The sequence below is a fragment of the Parageobacillus galactosidasius genome, from assembly GCF_002217735.1.
Classification (GTDB): domain Bacteria; phylum Bacillota; class Bacilli; order Bacillales; family Anoxybacillaceae; genus Parageobacillus_B; species Parageobacillus_B toebii.
Genome location: NZ_NDYL01000001.1, coordinates 676,019 through 691,717 on the forward strand (window position 1 = coordinate 676,019; position 15,699 = coordinate 691,717).

At 43.2% G+C, this 15,699-nt stretch carries 17 protein-coding genes and 1 pseudogene; 8 read left to right on the top strand and 10 right to left on the bottom strand.

Translation table 11 applies throughout. The features are described from left to right. Window positions 1–16: 16 nt before the first annotated feature. Window positions 17–751, top strand: a complete 735-nt coding sequence (locus B9L23_RS03660; protein WP_081188652.1) for an amino acid ABC transporter ATP-binding protein — start codon at window positions 17–19, stop codon at window positions 749–751. A gap of 57 nt (window positions 752–808) precedes the next feature. Here B9L23_RS03660 and B9L23_RS03665 read toward each other — a convergent pair whose 3' ends face one another. After that, window positions 809–1,018, bottom strand: coding sequence for an alpha/beta-type small acid-soluble spore protein (locus B9L23_RS03665; RefSeq protein ID WP_062679188.1), 210 nt, complete (start codon window positions 1,016–1,018; stop codon window positions 809–811). A 245-nt stretch (window positions 1,019–1,263) separates the two neighbouring features. Here B9L23_RS03665 and B9L23_RS03670 point away from each other — a divergent pair, with 245 nt between their 5' ends. Beyond that, a complete protein-coding gene (locus B9L23_RS03670) occupies window positions 1,264–1,506 on the top strand; it encodes a hypothetical protein (RefSeq protein WP_062753933.1) in 243 nt (80 codons plus the stop codon). A gap of 50 nt (window positions 1,507–1,556) precedes the next feature. Here B9L23_RS03670 and B9L23_RS03675 read toward each other — a convergent pair whose 3' ends face one another. From B9L23_RS03675 to B9L23_RS03685, 3 genes are all read right to left on the bottom strand, one after another. Further along, window positions 1,557–2,669 carry an ABC transporter ATP-binding protein gene (locus B9L23_RS03675; RefSeq protein WP_081188651.1) on the bottom strand — a complete coding sequence of 371 codons (1,113 nt, stop codon included), beginning with the start codon at window positions 2,667–2,669 and terminating at the stop codon, window positions 1,557–1,559. Window positions 2,670–2,838: 169 nt separating this feature from the next. After that, window positions 2,839–3,741, bottom strand: coding sequence for a PucR family transcriptional regulator (locus tag B9L23_RS03680; RefSeq protein ID WP_081188650.1), 903 nt, complete (start codon window positions 3,739–3,741; stop codon window positions 2,839–2,841). 99 nt (window positions 3,742–3,840) lie between these two features. Continuing rightward, complete coding sequence (locus B9L23_RS03685; RefSeq protein ID WP_012749319.1) at window positions 3,841–4,029, bottom strand: hypothetical protein; 189 nt, start codon at window positions 4,027–4,029, stop codon at window positions 3,841–3,843. 103 nt (window positions 4,030–4,132) lie between these two features. Between B9L23_RS03685 and B9L23_RS03690 the strand changes: the two genes are divergently transcribed. Next, window positions 4,133–4,537 (top strand): hypothetical protein, encoded by a 405-nt coding sequence (locus tag B9L23_RS03690; protein ID WP_012749320.1) that lies wholly within the window; start codon window positions 4,133–4,135, stop codon window positions 4,535–4,537. Here the strand turns inward: B9L23_RS03690 and B9L23_RS03695 are convergent. The 4 genes from B9L23_RS03695 to B9L23_RS03710 are packed head-to-tail and all read right to left on the bottom strand — an operon-like array spanning window position 4,494 to window position 9,171. Then, on the bottom strand, window positions 4,494–5,669 hold the full coding sequence (locus B9L23_RS03695; RefSeq protein ID WP_081188649.1) for a YheC/YheD family endospore coat-associated protein: 1,176 nt from the start codon (window positions 5,667–5,669) through the stop codon (window positions 4,494–4,496). The genes B9L23_RS03690 and B9L23_RS03695 overlap by 44 nt on opposite strands. Further along, complete coding sequence (locus B9L23_RS03700) at window positions 5,666–7,015, bottom strand: YheC/YheD family endospore coat-associated protein (protein WP_062753925.1); 1,350 nt, start codon at window positions 7,013–7,015, stop codon at window positions 5,666–5,668. Before B9L23_RS03700 ends, B9L23_RS03695 begins: the two co-directional genes overlap by 4 nt. Then, window positions 7,012–8,076, bottom strand: a complete 1,065-nt coding sequence (locus B9L23_RS03705) for a YheC/YheD family endospore coat-associated protein (RefSeq protein WP_012749323.1) — start codon at window positions 8,074–8,076, stop codon at window positions 7,012–7,014. Before B9L23_RS03705 ends, B9L23_RS03700 begins: the two co-directional genes overlap by 4 nt. A 6-nt stretch (window positions 8,077–8,082) precedes the next feature. Beyond that, entirely contained in the window at window positions 8,083–9,171 is a 1,089-nt protein-coding gene (locus B9L23_RS03710) for a YheC/YheD family endospore coat-associated protein (protein WP_081188648.1), read from the bottom strand. Between the two features lie 259 nt (window positions 9,172–9,430). On the opposite strand from B9L23_RS03710, the gene B9L23_RS03715 reads away from it, so the two are divergent. The 3 genes from B9L23_RS03715 (at window position 9,431) to B9L23_RS03725 (ending at window position 12,540) form a co-directional block, all read left to right on the top strand. Continuing rightward, on the top strand, window positions 9,431–9,784 hold the full coding sequence (locus tag B9L23_RS03715; protein WP_012749325.1) for a YlbF/YmcA family competence regulator: 354 nt from the start codon (window positions 9,431–9,433) through the stop codon (window positions 9,782–9,784). A 279-nt stretch (window positions 9,785–10,063) separates the two neighbouring features. Further along, on the top strand, window positions 10,064–10,927 hold the full coding sequence (locus B9L23_RS03720; protein ID WP_012749326.1) for a Cof-type HAD-IIB family hydrolase: 864 nt from the start codon (window positions 10,064–10,066) through the stop codon (window positions 10,925–10,927). Between the two features lie 107 nt (window positions 10,928–11,034). After that, entirely contained in the window at window positions 11,035–12,540 is a 1,506-nt protein-coding gene (locus tag B9L23_RS03725) for a coproporphyrinogen III oxidase (RefSeq protein WP_012749327.1), read from the top strand. Between the two features lie 176 nt (window positions 12,541–12,716). Here the strand turns inward: B9L23_RS03725 and B9L23_RS19850 are convergent. After that, a pseudogene (locus B9L23_RS19850) lies at window positions 12,717–12,869 on the bottom strand (RNA-guided endonuclease TnpB family protein); the annotation flags it as partial. A 319-nt stretch (window positions 12,870–13,188) separates the two neighbouring features. Beyond that, entirely contained in the window at window positions 13,189–13,374 is a 186-nt protein-coding gene (locus B9L23_RS03735; RefSeq protein ID WP_012749328.1) for a YhzD family protein, read from the bottom strand. Between the two features lie 142 nt (window positions 13,375–13,516). Here B9L23_RS03735 and B9L23_RS03740 point away from each other — a divergent pair, with 142 nt between their 5' ends. Together B9L23_RS03740 and B9L23_RS03745 are read left to right on the top strand one after the other, a co-directional pair. Then, on the top strand, window positions 13,517–14,416 hold the full coding sequence (locus B9L23_RS03740; protein ID WP_012749329.1) for an ABC transporter ATP-binding protein: 900 nt from the start codon (window positions 13,517–13,519) through the stop codon (window positions 14,414–14,416). Further along, complete coding sequence (locus B9L23_RS03745) at window positions 14,409–15,647, top strand: ABC transporter permease (protein ID WP_089096900.1); 1,239 nt, start codon at window positions 14,409–14,411, stop codon at window positions 15,645–15,647. The genes B9L23_RS03740 and B9L23_RS03745 overlap by 8 nt, the downstream gene beginning before the upstream one ends. Window positions 15,648–15,699: the final 52 nt, after the last annotated feature.

The window sequence follows — 15,699 nt, forward strand, 5'->3', positions numbered from 1 at the left end:
ATAAGGAGATACGATGATGATTTCTGTTCAAGGCTTATATAAGCAATTTGGAGACGTAGAAGTATTAAAGGGAATCGATCTTACGGTGGAAAAAGGGAAAGTAGTGGTCATTATCGGTCCATCAGGCTCAGGGAAGACGACATTTTTGCGTTGTTTAAACGTGCTTGAGACGCCGACGAAAGGGAAAATTTCGATAGCGAATAGACAGCTCGATTTTTCGAAGCCTGTGACGAAGCGGGAGATTCATGAATTTCGCCGACTGACAGGAATGGTGTTCCAAAGCTATAATTTGTTCCCCCATATGACCGCCCTTGAAAACGTCATGGAAGGACCTGTGACGGTCAAGCGCGAAAAGAAAGAGCGAGTACGCGAGAGAGCGATGGCATTGTTGGAGAAAGTGGGGCTGAAAGATAAAGCCAATCATTATCCATTTCAGCTGTCTGGAGGGCAGCAGCAGCGTGTCGCGATCGCACGGGCGCTCGCCATGGAACCGGAAGTCATGCTGTTTGACGAACCAACATCAGCGTTAGACCCGGAGCTTGTCGGTGAAGTGCTGAAAGTCATGAAAAGTTTGGCGAATGAAGGAATGACAATGATCGTCGTCACTCATGAAATGAGGTTTGCGAAAGAAGCAGCCGATGAAGTGGTTTTTATGGATGGGGGAATCATCGTGGAAAGAGGAGCACCGGAACAGCTGCTCGTTTCTCCGAAACATGAGCGCACAAAACAATTTTTACAACTCATCGAGTAACAAGATAAAGCCCCAGGCAAGACGCCTGGGGCTTAAGCCATGTATATGAAGTTTTTATTAGCGAGTGCCGAATTGGCCGCCGATTTGTTGTTGCGCCATTGCTACAAGGCGTTTTGTAATTTCGCCGCCAACAGAACCGTTAGCGCGAGAAGTTGTGTCAGGGCCAAGGTTTACACCAAATTCTTGAGCGATTTCATACTTCATTTGATCGATTGCTTGTTGCGCACCAGCGACTAGTAGTTGGTTAGAATTGTTGTTACGTGCCATTGTGGTCATCTCCTTGTTTAAAGTTTTAATGGCTGGGTTCGCTGGACTTGCACCAGCACGCATGCTGTTATAAGCATGCCGCCAAACTAGGCTGAACCCAATATATTGTTTGCTAATGGTACTAATAGTTTGAGACGTTTTTCTTTCATTATTCATTTCTTTTTTATGGTAATTTTTGACGTTTTATGGTTGAGGATATTAGGGAATATGTAAAATAAGGTATTGTTTTAGTAGGAGGAAACATCATGAACATTTGCCCGCTATGCAACGGATTACGTAATGTGGCAGTGCATTGTTCGCGCTGTCAGAAGCAAATGGTGGATCAAGGAAAAATTACGGATTATTTTGATGATTACAGCCCGTATATGGATATTGATATGATGAAATTGGTCGATGGGTATCCGAAGACATTGATTCGGCACGAATGTGTGCATCTTTTTTATTGTCTGCATTGCTGTCACGAAGAAGTGCGGTTTATTAAAGAATAGGCTCTAGCATCATCGCTAGAGCCTGTGCAATATTTTGGGGAACGATATCGTTATTTTTCATCCGCAGAACGGATTCGTTTTTCCGTTTCGATATCGAAAAAGTGTGCTTTGTTCATATCTAAGGCAAGGTCTAATTGGTGGCCTGGCTTGATTTCTGTGCGGGCGTCGATGCGTGCGACAAATTCTTGTCCATTAATATTGGAATAAATCATCGATTCTGCACCAAGCAGCTCGGCTACCTCAACGCGGGCGGTAATTTTCGTATTTGGCGATGCTTCAAGGAAGAGTGGTTCATCATGGATGTCTTCTGGGCGAATGCCTAAAATGACTTCTTTACCAATATAGCCCTGGTCACGAAGCACTTTCATTTTTCCTTCTGGAACGCTAATAGTAATATTACCAATGACAAACTTGCCATCTTGCAATGTTCCTTTTAAGAAGTTCATCGCTGGAGAGCCGATAAAGCCACCGACGAAAATATTTTCTGGTTTTTCATATACTTCTCTCGGTGTGCCGACTTGCTGGATGACACCATCTTTCATGACAACAAGCCGTGTTGCCATTGTCATCGCTTCCGTTTGATCGTGTGTGACGTAAATCGTTGTTGTTTCTAAACGCTGATGTAATTTAGCGATTTCGGAACGCATTTGCACACGAAGTTTTGCATCCAAGTTCGAAAGCGGTTCGTCCATTAGAAATACTTTTGCGTCGCGGACGATGGCGCGTCCTAATGCCACCCGTTGTCGTTGGCCGCCAGAAAGCGCTTTTGGCTTGCGATCTAAGTATTGTTCAAGGCCAAGAATGCGCGCTGCTTCGCGGACGCGGCGTTCGATTTCTGCTTTTGGGAATTTCCGTAATTTTAAGCCAAACGCCATGTTATCGTAAACGCTCATATGCGGATAAAGCGCGTAGTTTTGGAATACCATCGCAATATCGCGGTCTTTTGGCGCGACATTATTCATGCGCTTGCCGTCAATATATAAGTCGCCTTTTGAAATTTCCTCAAGACCGGCAATCATTCGCAATGTTGTCGATTTGCCGCAGCCGGATGGACCGACAAAGACGATAAATTCCTTATCTTTAATATGTAGGTTAAAATCTTTTACAGCGATTACGTTGTTATCGTAAATTTTATAAATGTGCTCTAAACGAAGCTCTGCCATATTCTCACTCCCCCCTATTAGAAAACGTTTTCAACTGCTTTAAGCGTACCGAAAATAGCAGAATTCGTAAATGGACAACATGCACAAAAAAAGAGGGAGATTTCAGGCAAGATGACGAATAGATGGACTATGCGCTTGCCTCGTATGGTGATCCTGGCTTTACTGTAGTTCAATTGTCCGCATATTGCTGTAATAATATTGCTAAATACACAGCGACAGCTCCTTTAAAATGTTTAATATCGATTCCTGTTTTTTCAATAAATTTATCAATGCGATATTGTAAACTGTTGCGGTGCATATATAACTTTTTTGCCGCTAAGGAAACGTTTAGATTGCATTGAAAAAACGTTTTGATGATATGAAGTGACTCGTCATCCAATGTTTCGAGAAAAGGAAGCGACTTCTTGATCATTTCAAGTTCCGAGGAACCATGGATAAGCAATAGCGGAATCACATCTTCCATCTGATATACCGTTTGTGTTGGCATATACGTTTGTGCTAGCTGGAAACATTGTTTTTCGTGGCAAAATAATTCATAAAGATGGTCACCATATGGATGGATGTGCCCGATAAATAGATGAATGGTGATATAAAAATCGGTAGATAATGTATCAATAATTTCAGCAAACGGCAAAGGATCTAGGGTTGGTTTTTGTTTTTTTTCAATAATGACACCTCGGTAGTCGTGTTCCCAAACGATAATAATATGTTCGGAAAACAACCCGCTGATGACATCGAAAAAATCATCTTTGTTGACAACAGAACCTTTTATGAAAAAATGAATAAAGCGATAATACGGGGACTGGGAGGAAAAATGCTGCAGCAACGTTGAATCTCCATGCGTGACCCAACGATGCCACGCCATTTCTTCATCGCTAATCGTACGGCTGACATCGGGAATCGGCGTGAGAAAAATCGATAATAGCTGTTTTTCCTGTTTCGATAGACGTTGTTTGCAAATTCCGATTTTATCTCCATCTTTTGTATAAAACCATTCATATGCATCAGTGTCGGCTACTTGTTCATTAATGACGATTGCATCCTTATAGTAGGATTTTAGCTGTTTGAGCATGGCGATGTTTCCTTTCTACATCTGAATGATTCCTTTCACTTATTATACAAAAAGAAAAACCGATTTTCCCAATAAAAAGGAAAATCGGTTTTTGAATGGCTACGTTGTTTCATGAGGAGGTTCTTCTTTTGCTAAGTCGCGCGCTTCCTCGATGTTTACGGCATCACCGTGGCCATGGACATAGCCCCCTGCCAATCCCTCATTGATCATACGGTCGATATCCATATAGTGTTCATCGCGTCCTTCATATTGGGAATCTTGATAATTCCGTTTGTTTCGTTCCGTCATAATGCGTCCCTCCTTGTTTTTTGTAGTTTGTATTATAAAAGCATAGATTATTCGTATTCATCATATATATGTCAAAAAGCAGGACAAGCAAGGAGGGAACACAATGATACGCACGGTGAAACAACTGCTGTACATAACAAGAACATCAACGCAACTAGCAGAACAGATGGCAGAAATAGTGAGCGATGAAACGTGGAAACAACAATTTATTCTGTATTTAGAGGATATAACACGTCAATATAAACTATGGCAATATATTCACTATTTACTTGCCGGGGCATATGAAGAAAGCGACAGTGAAAAGATCGTAACAGCTTCGGTTTCCGAACTGTTGTATGCGCTTTGTTCCAATGAATTAAAAAAAGGAATGTTGTGTCGAAAAGCAAGTGAGATGTTATCGGGAGCTGCACAAAAAGCGGCAGATCACTCATTACAGCAGGCCATTCAATATAGCCAGCTATTTTTTACGATGATAAAAAACCAGCTAGTTCATCAAATAGGGAGATAAGCTGTTTGGCACCATGATGTTGAATGTCCGGTTCGTCGAAAATCATCGGTTTGGCGTTCAGTTCGTACATGTACAATTGTCCATCTTTGCTAAGGCCAATATCCGCGGAAAACTCGCCAATAAAACCGAAATGCTTGCTCATTTCTTTCCCGCACTCGGAAATTAGGTTACATAAAAGGGCTTCATCGATCCGATGTTTCACTTCGGAATACGGCAGAAGTTTTCCGCCGTTTAGGACGTGTGTTGTCAGTTGTTGCGCTGGCGCCATCCGCACACCAATGCCGCTGATTGCATAAGCGCCGTGGTGATAATGAACGAGAACACGCAAATCATACCGATTTCCTTTCCATGTATCAGCGTCAATTGTTTGTTGGACAATGTAGCGTTTCGATGAAAAAAGAGGAGTGAGTTCGTCAAGGGAAGTGAGTGTTTTTCGAACATTTATTTGTTCGTAAAGGATGTGTGTTTGTAAAGGAGAAGAAGTTAAGCGAAACAGCCCTTTTCCTTTTGCTCCTTCGTTTGGTTTAACGTATACACTTCCGTGTATTTGCAGCATTTTTCGTATATCGTCCGTATCATGAACTAAAAGCGTAGCTGGCAAATGCGGGCGCAATTGGTCATTTTTTTGTAATGTCTCGTATAATTCCCACTTTGTAAAAAAAGAACGATTAAAAAATGGAATGCAAAGGTTGTTTAAAAATTCGATGATTCGTTGGAATTCGTCTGTTTTTTCTTCTGATCTGCTTTTGATTCGGTTGTAAAAAACGTCGGGAAGAGGGGCGGTAACAGGCACCCACTGTCCGAGGCCGCGAACGAATACATATCCTTGAACGAATTTTTCATAGATAGAGCTAAATGGTAAAACGATAGCGATACTTCCCGCTTCTTGCAAGGAAGTGGTGATCAGCTCGATATATCGTTTTTTTCGTTTTAACAAAGCGGGAATGGAAGATTCGCTAATCATAATGCCGACAAGCGGTCCTACTTTTCCCCGCTGTTCTTTTACGTGAAACGAAAAAGACGGCAATTCGTTAGAAAAAGACAATGGATGTTGGTATCCAAAAACGTAGGTACGGCCTTCATCTTGATGAAACCATTGTTGTTTTTTTTCATTGTAGCAAATGATCGTCATGTGAATAACGCCTCTGGTTCATCAATTATTTTTTTACTTAAATAAACGGCGTACGCAAGAGAGAGCATCGCTGTTAGTTCATCATATCGCTTTAGCTTCGGATGTTTAAAAATGCATCGTCCCGGCTTCGAATTTGCTTCAAACATCCAAATCCGATATTGTTGGTCGATTCCAAGATCAAATCCGATTTCACCAATGTTCATCTGAAGCTGTTCCTCAAGACAACGGCTTAGGGTAAGAGCGGTGTCATGAAGTTGCCTTATGATATGGTTGCGAGTGCTTCGGTCTGGGAAAATTTCTTCGATCGTTTTTACGATGCCCCCATTGTTAATATGGGTCGTAACGCTTCTTTTTTCTGCGATTTTTGCAGCGATCGCGCTCACCTGCCAAACCCCTTCTTCGTTTTTATTTGTATGAACGCGAAAATCGAATTTTCTTCCGTTGACTTCCATGAGGCGAATCCCTTGTTGGATAATATATGAATCTAATTTTTTTTGTGAAAAAACGTTTTCCCACAAAGATGATAACGTTGGAAAGGTTTGCGACCGGTTAGTTCCATGTTCATCTCGAAATCGGCATTCATACTTCGTGTTTTTCTTCAAAAGATGGTAAATACCTAAACCGAGACTGCCGTTGGCGGGCTTTAAATATGCTTCGCCATAACGTTTTAAAAATTGATCGGCGGTCTCGATCGTAGGATAAAAAGACGTGTTTGGAAGGTACGGCCTGGATAATGGATGTTTTTCAAGCAGACGGTATATTTCCCATTTATTAAAAAAGTTTTCGTTAAACCAAGGGATTCCGTATTCTTTTTTTAATGTTTCTTTAATTGCTTGAAATGTTTCATCGTTTTCAATTCGACGGTTTGGCAAGCGATTGTAGATAACGGTAGGAAACGGAACTTCATGCTGGACCCAACCGTTTTCTGTATAAAAATACCCCGTTATCGTTCCTTTCTCCCAATGAATATGATGAGCGCCAAAAACAAAAGCAAATCCGCCGACTTTTTTCTCTTGTGAAAGCAGTTTCGCAAAGAAAAAGCTCCGTTTTCCCACCGGACGAAGCGGCGATTTCGTAAACCCTGCGGTAAAAATGCCAATGAGCGGACCAAGATGGACGGTGTCTTCAGTGAGAAATAGATGAATATCGGCAGAAAATGGGATTTGTAAGCGTTTGGCAACATCGTTTGTGATAACGATATGTTTGTCTAAAACCGGGGACGAAACAAAGCAGCATGCGGTGGACATGCTTCCGAACGCGGCCATCGTTTGCCCGGAGAGCGAAATATCGGGCGGAAGATAAATCGTATTTTCTTCCGCCTCTTGTATCGTTAATGTATATTTCATGAGATATTCACCTCGTTTGCGAGAAACAGACAATAGCGAAGCGGTGCTTCGTAGACGTCACAGTTTTCAGGAGTGAGTGCAGTAATAATTTTTCGGCCTGGCTTCGAATTCATATCAATGATCCATACAGCGCCTTCCTCAGTAATCCCGAGATCAAGACCTAGTTCAAACAATGGGCCAAATTGCTCTTCCAAGTAGGATGGCAACACGTTTGTAATCGTTTCGATTCCATCGGTAATAAAAAGGCGTTGTGGGGAAGAAACTTGGTTGATCCATTCCGAAAAATCGAAAATGGAAGCGCCGGCACTGACGTTGGCAATCATTGTTCCAGGCTGCCCGATTCGCACCGCTCTGCCTCGTTCGCTCCATTTGCCTCGTTCGTTTTTTTGGAAGAGAAAACGGATATCGAACGGCTCGTTTTTCTTCGTCTGTAACGGCAAAAACGGCTGAATAAGGTATGAGTTGTGTTGAAGCAAATCATTAATCCACCGTTGCAAATCGTTTTCTCGTCTGATATGGGCAATTGTTTGACCACTTGCATCTAAAATATGAAGTAAGTTCTTCATTTGTTTTATGACATAAATGCCCTTGCCGCGCGAGCCGTGTTCAGGCTTGCAAATGACGGCTTTTTCTTTCTGGATCATGTGCAGTACATCCATAGCGGATTGAAGACGTTCTGTTTTGGGAATATACGGGGAAAGCAATGGATGTTCAATGACCTTCTTGTACAATTCCCATTTGCTTGGGAATCCGTGTCCTAAAAATGTAATATCTGGCCGATGTTTTAACCATTGTACGATCGGTTTGCTTTTTTTCGAGCGGTCATCCGCACGATAAAAGCAACGGTCATATAAAAAGGTGGGAATGTCAAAAGTGCTTTCTATCCATGATTGCTTGGTGTTATCAAATTGCAGGCCGCGCACTTTTTCCGTTAACGGGTCAATATCAAAAGGGGTAAAGCGGTATACGGTAATGCCATAACGATCAGCCCGCTTGGCAACTTCTGTGGAATACTTTACTTCTTGTTGATCATAGACGGTGACAAATCCAAGAGAAATCAATTTTACTCACTCCTTTTGCTCGATAAGCGATAAACAATAGTCAATAATCGCTTTAGCGGAAGGCCGAATAAGGCGATTTGACATTGCCATATCGGTCTGTTTGGATGGTTTTGTGTTTACTTCGATAATCCATGGTTTGTTTTCTTGGTCGATCGCTAAATCAATGCCGAACTCTCCATATAATCCGTCGGCTTCATTTGCTAATACGGAAGCTGTTTCGAGCGCGATTTCTTTTAACAGCATTTTTTGCTGGAACGCTCTGTTTTGTTCATACCATTTCCGCAATACCTCATCTATTGAAACGATTTCCCCGCCGCGGGCAAGATTGGCGACAAATTGTTCTTGCTGGGCGACGCGTGCGATAGCGGATGTTACGCGCCATTCGCTGTCATGAATGCGGTGGCATGATAGCCGAAAATCAACGAGACGTCCTTCCATCGTCTGGAGGGCAATGCCTTGCTGAATGATGGATGCCAGCTTTATTCGTTCTTTCAAGACCGCAAACAGGGCGGAAGTAGAAGGATATTGTTGCATCGTATCTTTCATGAACGTGGAATAGTCAAAGCGAAACTTGCCTTCCGTTTTTTCAATGCGCAAAATATGGCGTCCTTGGCTGCCGTAAATTGGTTTAATAAAAACGACAGGAAATTGTTCAAGAAAGTCGTCGAGCATTTGTTTCTTTGTGAATAACTCCGTTTTTGGCAAATACGGATGCAAGTACGGATGGCTCATTAAACATTCGTGCACTTCCCATTTATGCAAAAAACGGTGATTAAACATAAGAACATGTTCATCTTTTAGCTTTTGGATAAGACGTTCAAATAAGCTGGTTAATTCTGTTTTTCGTGAATGAATGCGGTTATAGATCACTTTTGCAGGCGGTACTTCCGTTTTTGTCCATTCTCCATTGATCCACTGATAGCCAATTCGTTCATTTTCTAAATACATCGATAAAGATGTAACGTATAAAGTTAGGTGATGTTGCTTGCTATATTCCGCTAATTCCTTGCAAAATTCATGTATGGATCCAAAGTGAACATGTGAGTCCGTATGAAAAATTTCGGTCATTACGGCGATAGCTTGGGGGTGGTTCATTGTTCTCCCTCATTTGTGCTTTCGTTACACAAACTCTATTTCATATCGTATCGTATGATTTTCGCCTAATATTGGTGATTGCAAAACATACGTGAAAGGAGAGAAACATGGGATGATTTGATGGTCGGTGGAGTGACAAACACACTTGAAATCAAAATGCTGTTCCGTCCGGATTATCAAATTTTTGTTAGTCATATCGCTTTTTCTCGGCGCATACGTTATGATAGTGATACGTTACTTTTTTATAGGAGGCTTTTTTATGTCCAATCAACTCTATGTCCTTGCCGAACAGCTGGAGCAGGCAATCCGTACAAGCAGTGATTTTCAACAATTAAAGCAGGCGTACGAAGCGGTGCGCCGCGACGAAACCGCGTATCGCCTATTTACGAATTTCCGCAATTTGCAAATGCGCCTTCATGAAAAACAGATGACTGGTGCTGAAATTTTACCGGAAGAAATCGAGCAAGCGCAAAAAGCGATGGCGCTCACCCAGCAAAACGAAAAGCTTGCCCAGCTGATGACGCTTGAACAACGAATGAGCATGGTATTATCCGATATTCAACAAATCACGATGAAACCGCTAGAGGAACTATATCGTTCATTCGCAGAATAAATGTGAACACTCGTATTGGGTGTTCTTTTTTTGTCCGTTTTATCATAGCTATGAAGTGATAGGAAGAAAAGCGGAGGCGAGCTGCTTAACCGCGACGGGCAAATGTTCTTCGCCTGCAGGGGTGCTTGTCGCCCCGAAGGCGAAGGTTATTTGACCCCGAGCGGTTGCGAGCCGAAGCTAGACAGGGAAGAAAAGCGGAGGCGAAACAATTCAAAAAGAAAAAAACGCCGAACGCAAAGAGGGGCAAGATTCAACTTTTTCGAAAAGGGGGAGACAGCGATGTACAAATTGCTTGCTCTCAATATTGATGGAACGATTTTAAAAAACAACGGCCGCCTGCAAAGGGAAACAAAAGAAGCAGTAGAATATGTGAAACGAAAAGGAGTTTACGTGACGTTAATGACGAGCCGAAATTTGCTCGCGGCACGGAAAGTCGCAAAAGCGTTAAAATTGGATAGCGAATTGATCACGTTTCAAGGTGCAATAATCGGAAAATCACTAAAGGAAAAAATATTTGAAGCGCTTATTCCAGAAGAACGGACATTTAACATTGTGCAGGTGCTTGAAAATTACAATTGCAACATTCGATTGATGCATGAGCGCTATTCGATCGGCAATCGGAACAAAGTGCAAAAAAATTTAGTCGTAAAAACGGTGTTATCATCAGGCGATCCGTTTTTTTATCCGACGCAGTTTGTCGATTCGCTCGGCAATATATTGATGGATGAACCAGTGGCTGTTCCGAAAATCGATGTCTATTTTGCCAACGAACGAGAAAGGAATGAGGCCATGTCGGTATTAGCAAAAGCGTTCCCGACCATTGATATGATTATGCACCCAAACGAAAAGATGGAAATTGTACCGCAGGGCGTGTCAAAACTCGCAGGATTGCAGCGCCTTGGCAATCATTTAGGGATTTCTTTAAAAGAAATGGTTGTAATCGGCGATGGTCTCGACGACATGCCAGCGATTGAAGCTGTTGGTCTAGGAGTCGCAATGGGAAATGCGCCAGTGGAAGTGAAAAAAGCAGCTGACTGGGTGACACGTTCGAACGAACAGCTCGGTGTCGCCTACATGATTAAAGAACATTTCCGCAAGCAGCTGCGACCGGAATTTCTGCGGAAATTAAAAATAAAACGATAAAAGGAAAGCTGGGATGGATGGTCCCAGCTTTTTCATTGGCGAATCTCGCTACTTGACGAGAGCGAATTGCCTTCTGTACACTTAAATAAGCTTGACTGGGAAAGGTGATGTCATTGCGCGTTCAAATTCAAGGATTACATGATGTCGAGCGGTTTCAACGTCCGTTGGAGGTAATCACAGGATTATTTTTCGAAGAATATGAGCTGGTATTTGAATCGGTTCACGACGCAGATATAGCAGTTGCGCTTTCGATAAACGGCGACAAGCGTGTTCATGTGCATGGAATATTGACGGAAAAATTAACGGGAAATAAATATGAAGCGGATCATGAAAAAGACGTATCCGGCTATCTTGAGGAGAAAGATCGTTTCAAACAAATAAAATATACGGTGTTTCATGTATATTTGACGTTATTGCAGCAATATACCGGTCTGATTCAACAATGGGGAGTGTTGACAGGAATACGTCCGGTAAAACTGTTGCATCAAAAGCTGCGTTCCGGTCTTTCAAAAGAGGAAGCGCACCGTCAGCTTCGCGATGATTATTTAGTAACAGAAGAAAAAATTGAGCTGATGCAGGAAATCGTCGACCGCCAGCTTACAGTCGTGCCAGATTTATATGACCTCGCCCATGAAGTAAGCATTTATATCGGCATTCCGTTTTGCCCGACGAAATGCGCGTATTGTACGTTTCCAGCGTATGCGATTGGCGGGCGCCAAGGTTCCGTCGATGCCTTTTTAGCTGGGTTGCATTACGAAATGCGGGAAGTCGGCCGCTTTTTAAAAGAGCGCGGCATCAACATTACGACAATTTATTACGGCGGCGGCACGCCAACAAGCATCACCGCCGAAGAAATGGACCGGCTGTATGCGGAAATGTATCAGTCGTTCCCAAATGTCGAGCGTGTCCGCGAAATCACGGTCGAGGCGGGGCGTCCGGACACGATCACACCAGAGAAACTGAATGTGCTTAAAAAGTGGAACATCGATCGCATCAGCATTAACCCACAGTCTTACATTCAGGAAACGCTAAAAGCAATCGGCCGTCACCATACGGTAGACGAAACGATTGAAAAGTTTCATCTCGCTCGCGAGATGGGCATGAACAACATTAACATGGATTTAATTATCGGGCTTCCGGGGGAAGGAACAAAAGAATTTTCCTATACATTGGCGCAAACGGAAAAACTCATGCCGGAGTCGTTAACGGTGCATACGCTTTCGTTTAAACGAGCGTCGGAAATGACAAAAAACAAAGCGAAATACAAAGTCGCCGACCGCGACGAAATCAGCGAAATGATGAAAGCGGCCCAAGAGTGGACGAAGCGGCACGGCTATGTTCCGTACTATTTGTATCGGCAAAAAAACATTCTCGGCAACCTCGAAAACGTCGGATATGCCTTGCCGGGAAAAGAAAGCATTTACAACATTATGATTATGGAAGAACAACAGTCGATTATCGGGCTTGGCTGCGGCGCGTCCAGCAAGTTTGTCGATCCGAAGACTCGAAAAATTACCCGCTTTGCCAATCCGAAAGAACCGAAGGTGTATAACGAAAATTTTGTCCATTACACGAACGAAAAACTGAAAATGCTGGAAACGTTGTTTGGATAGGGATCACAGCAGTCAACTACCCAACGGCTAAAGCCGTGGGCTTGCAACTAGCCTAATTGGCTGCCGCGTTCGGCTGGTTGACAGCAGCCCTGCGGATGTTTTCCGCAGCCACGTTGTCGGCAGGGGCAGCGTACCCACAAGCTCGACAACAAAACTGATCCCTTGACGGTCTGTCAAAGACGCTGGATTTTCGTTTTGGAAAAGGTTCTGGAGCGAAAAGCAATCTCGCTAATATAGTTGCATGCTTGGTTAAACCGTTTCATTGTTTCCAGCAGCGCATGAAACTGTTCAAGAGTTGGCATTAATTTAATCTTGAGAGTGCAGAGCATTCTTGATTCACCTACCTTTCTAAATCCAGTGTACTTATATTGAACGAAAAATTCAATATATACTGAAAATATAAACCCCGCCTTCCTCCCACAGCTAAAGCAGTGGGCTTCCAGCGGATGTTCTCGTGAATCCGGGCGAAAGCTCTTTTGATTCCATACGCCTCCTTCGATCCTTTGTAAGTCTTCGGTAGGTGCAAAGACTTTGTCCTCATCATGGTGAAGCTGTTCCGCCTGCTGCGTTTTATGCATATCTTTCCTTGTTTTTCCCGTCCTTTCTGTTCAAAACCCGATTGCTTTCGGCAACCGGGCTTTATTCGTGTCAACGGTGGAATAAAATCAGCTTTCCGCTTGATGTTACACAGCGGTGCGTTTTATCGTGGCAGTTATGTTCGCGCAATTTTTGTTCGCCGATTTTTTTTGCTTCTTCATCGTTCGCGGCTTCGAACGTTTCGTCCAACAGTTTTTCTCCACTTTTGTCGAATGCTGTTAATATATATGTTGGCATAGTAGTCCCCCCCTTTGCTGAATGGTGATTCATATTATTATTTTGCTATTTTTAAAAAAATTCCTTCTAAATGATGAAACTTTTCGCTATGATAAACGTGTATGATTTAGTGGAAATTTTATCTAAAATTGGGGGAGTGAGAATGTCGTTACAGTTAGCGCATGTGACAAAGCGGTTTGGCACAGTGACTGCGGTCAACGATGTCACGTTAACGATTCCGGAAGGAAACTTGTTCGGATTTCTTGGCGCGAACGGGGCGGGAAAGACGACAACGTTTCGCATGATTTTAGGCTTGCTGGAACCAACGGAAGGAACGATTACGTGGAATGGAGAAAAAATCGACTACTCGAAAAGCCATCTCATCGGTTATTTGCCGGAAGAGCGCGGTCTGTACCCGAAACTGAAAGTAAAAGATCAGCTTATTTATTTAGGCAGGCTGCGCGGCATGGATAAAGCAGCGATTATAAAAGAAATGGAAGCGTGGCTTGAACGGTTTAACGTGCCGGAGTACGCGGACAAGCGGGTTGAGGAACTGTCGAAAGGGAATCAGCAAAAAATTCAATTTATCGCCGCCGTGTTGCATAAGCCGAAGCTATTAATCTTAGACGAGCCGTTTAGTGGGCTCGATCCGGTCAATGTCGAGCTGTTAAAAGAAGCGGTCATCGATTTAAAAAACAATGGAACGACGATTGTCTTTTCGAGCCATCGTATGGAGCATGTCGAAGAGTTGTGCGAGCATCTTTGCATTATGCACCGCGGTCGGCCGGTCGTATACGGATCATTGAAAGAAGTGAAGCGGTCTTTTGGCAAAAAGAACATTATTATTCATGCTGATATGCCGCTTGATGAGCTGGCGGAGTTCCCAGGGGTTGTCAAAATGAAGCGGACAGCGGAAGGCGTGCATTTGCAAATCGAAAACGAAGACGTGTCGCAAAAAATTCTTTCCCATATTGCCAACAAAGGATTTATTCGCAAGTTTGCGCTAGAAGAGCCTTCGTTAAACGATATTTTCATTGAAAAAGTAGGTGCGGCGTATGAATAAGTTTTGGATTGTACTTTGGCATACGTATACGACAAAGCTGAAAGCGAAATCGTTTATCATCACAACGATTATTACGAGTCTCTTTGTCTTTGCGATGGCCAACATCCAGCATATTATTGAATTTTTTACAAAGGATGAAAAAACAACGGTGGCGGTCATCGATACAACGGGAGCGTTTTACGAACCGCTTGAGGCACAGCTAAAACAGGGAAAACACGATGATCTCAAGTTAAAGAAGGTGACCGGTCTGGAAGAAAAGGCAAAGGAGGCCGTCCGCAATGGCAAGTGGGATGCGCTCCTCGTAGTTTCCGCTGATGAGAAGCAGCTGCCGAAAGCAGCATATTACGCGAACACGATTGCCGACAACGATACGTCAAGCGAGCTTGAGCAAGCTCTCCAGCAGCTGAAAACAACGCTGGCAACAGCAAAACTCGGTCTTAAACAAGAGCAGATTGCACAGCTATATGAACCGGTTCCGTTTGAAAAAGTGGCATTGGAAAAAAACGCGAAAACGGAGGAAGAGTTGAATCAGGCGCGCGTTCTCGTTTACGTGCTGCTGTTTGCGATGTACATGTTTGTTCTCATGTACGGCGGCATGATTTCCACAGAGGTGGCGACGGAAAAGTCGTCGCGCGTCATGGAAATTTTGGTATCAAGCGTTCACCCGATCCAGCAGCTGTTCGGGAAAATCCTAGGGGTTGCGCTTCTTAGCTTAACACAGTTTGCGATTTTATTTGCGGTTGGCTTCACAGCGCTGAAAAGCAGCGGGCAAGAATTGTGGAAATTTCTCGGTTTTGATCATCTTCCTGTCTCGACATTTGTGTATGCGATTATTTTCTTCCTTTTAGGCTATTTCTTATATGCGACATTATTTGCCGTGCTTGGTTCGCTCGTCAGCCGCGTGGAAGACGTACAGCAAATGATTATGCCGGTGATGATTGTTGTCATTGCTGCGTTTATGATCGCGATGTTTGGCTTAAACGCTCCAGAGTCGTCCTTTATTACGGTGACATCATTCATTCCGTTTTTCGCGCCAATGATTATGTTTTTGCGTGTTGGGTTACTGCCTGTTCCATTTTGGGAAGTGGTGCTCAGCCTTGTTTTATTAATCGCTACGATTGGCTTGCTTGCCTTTTTCGGATCGAAGGTGTATCGCGGCGGAGTGCTCATGTACGGAAAATCTGGTTCACTGAAAGATATGAAAAAAGCGGTGCAATTGACGAAAAAGTAAGGCCTTGCCTAAGGCAAGGTTTTCTTTTTGTGTTTTGCACACATGTGGTATA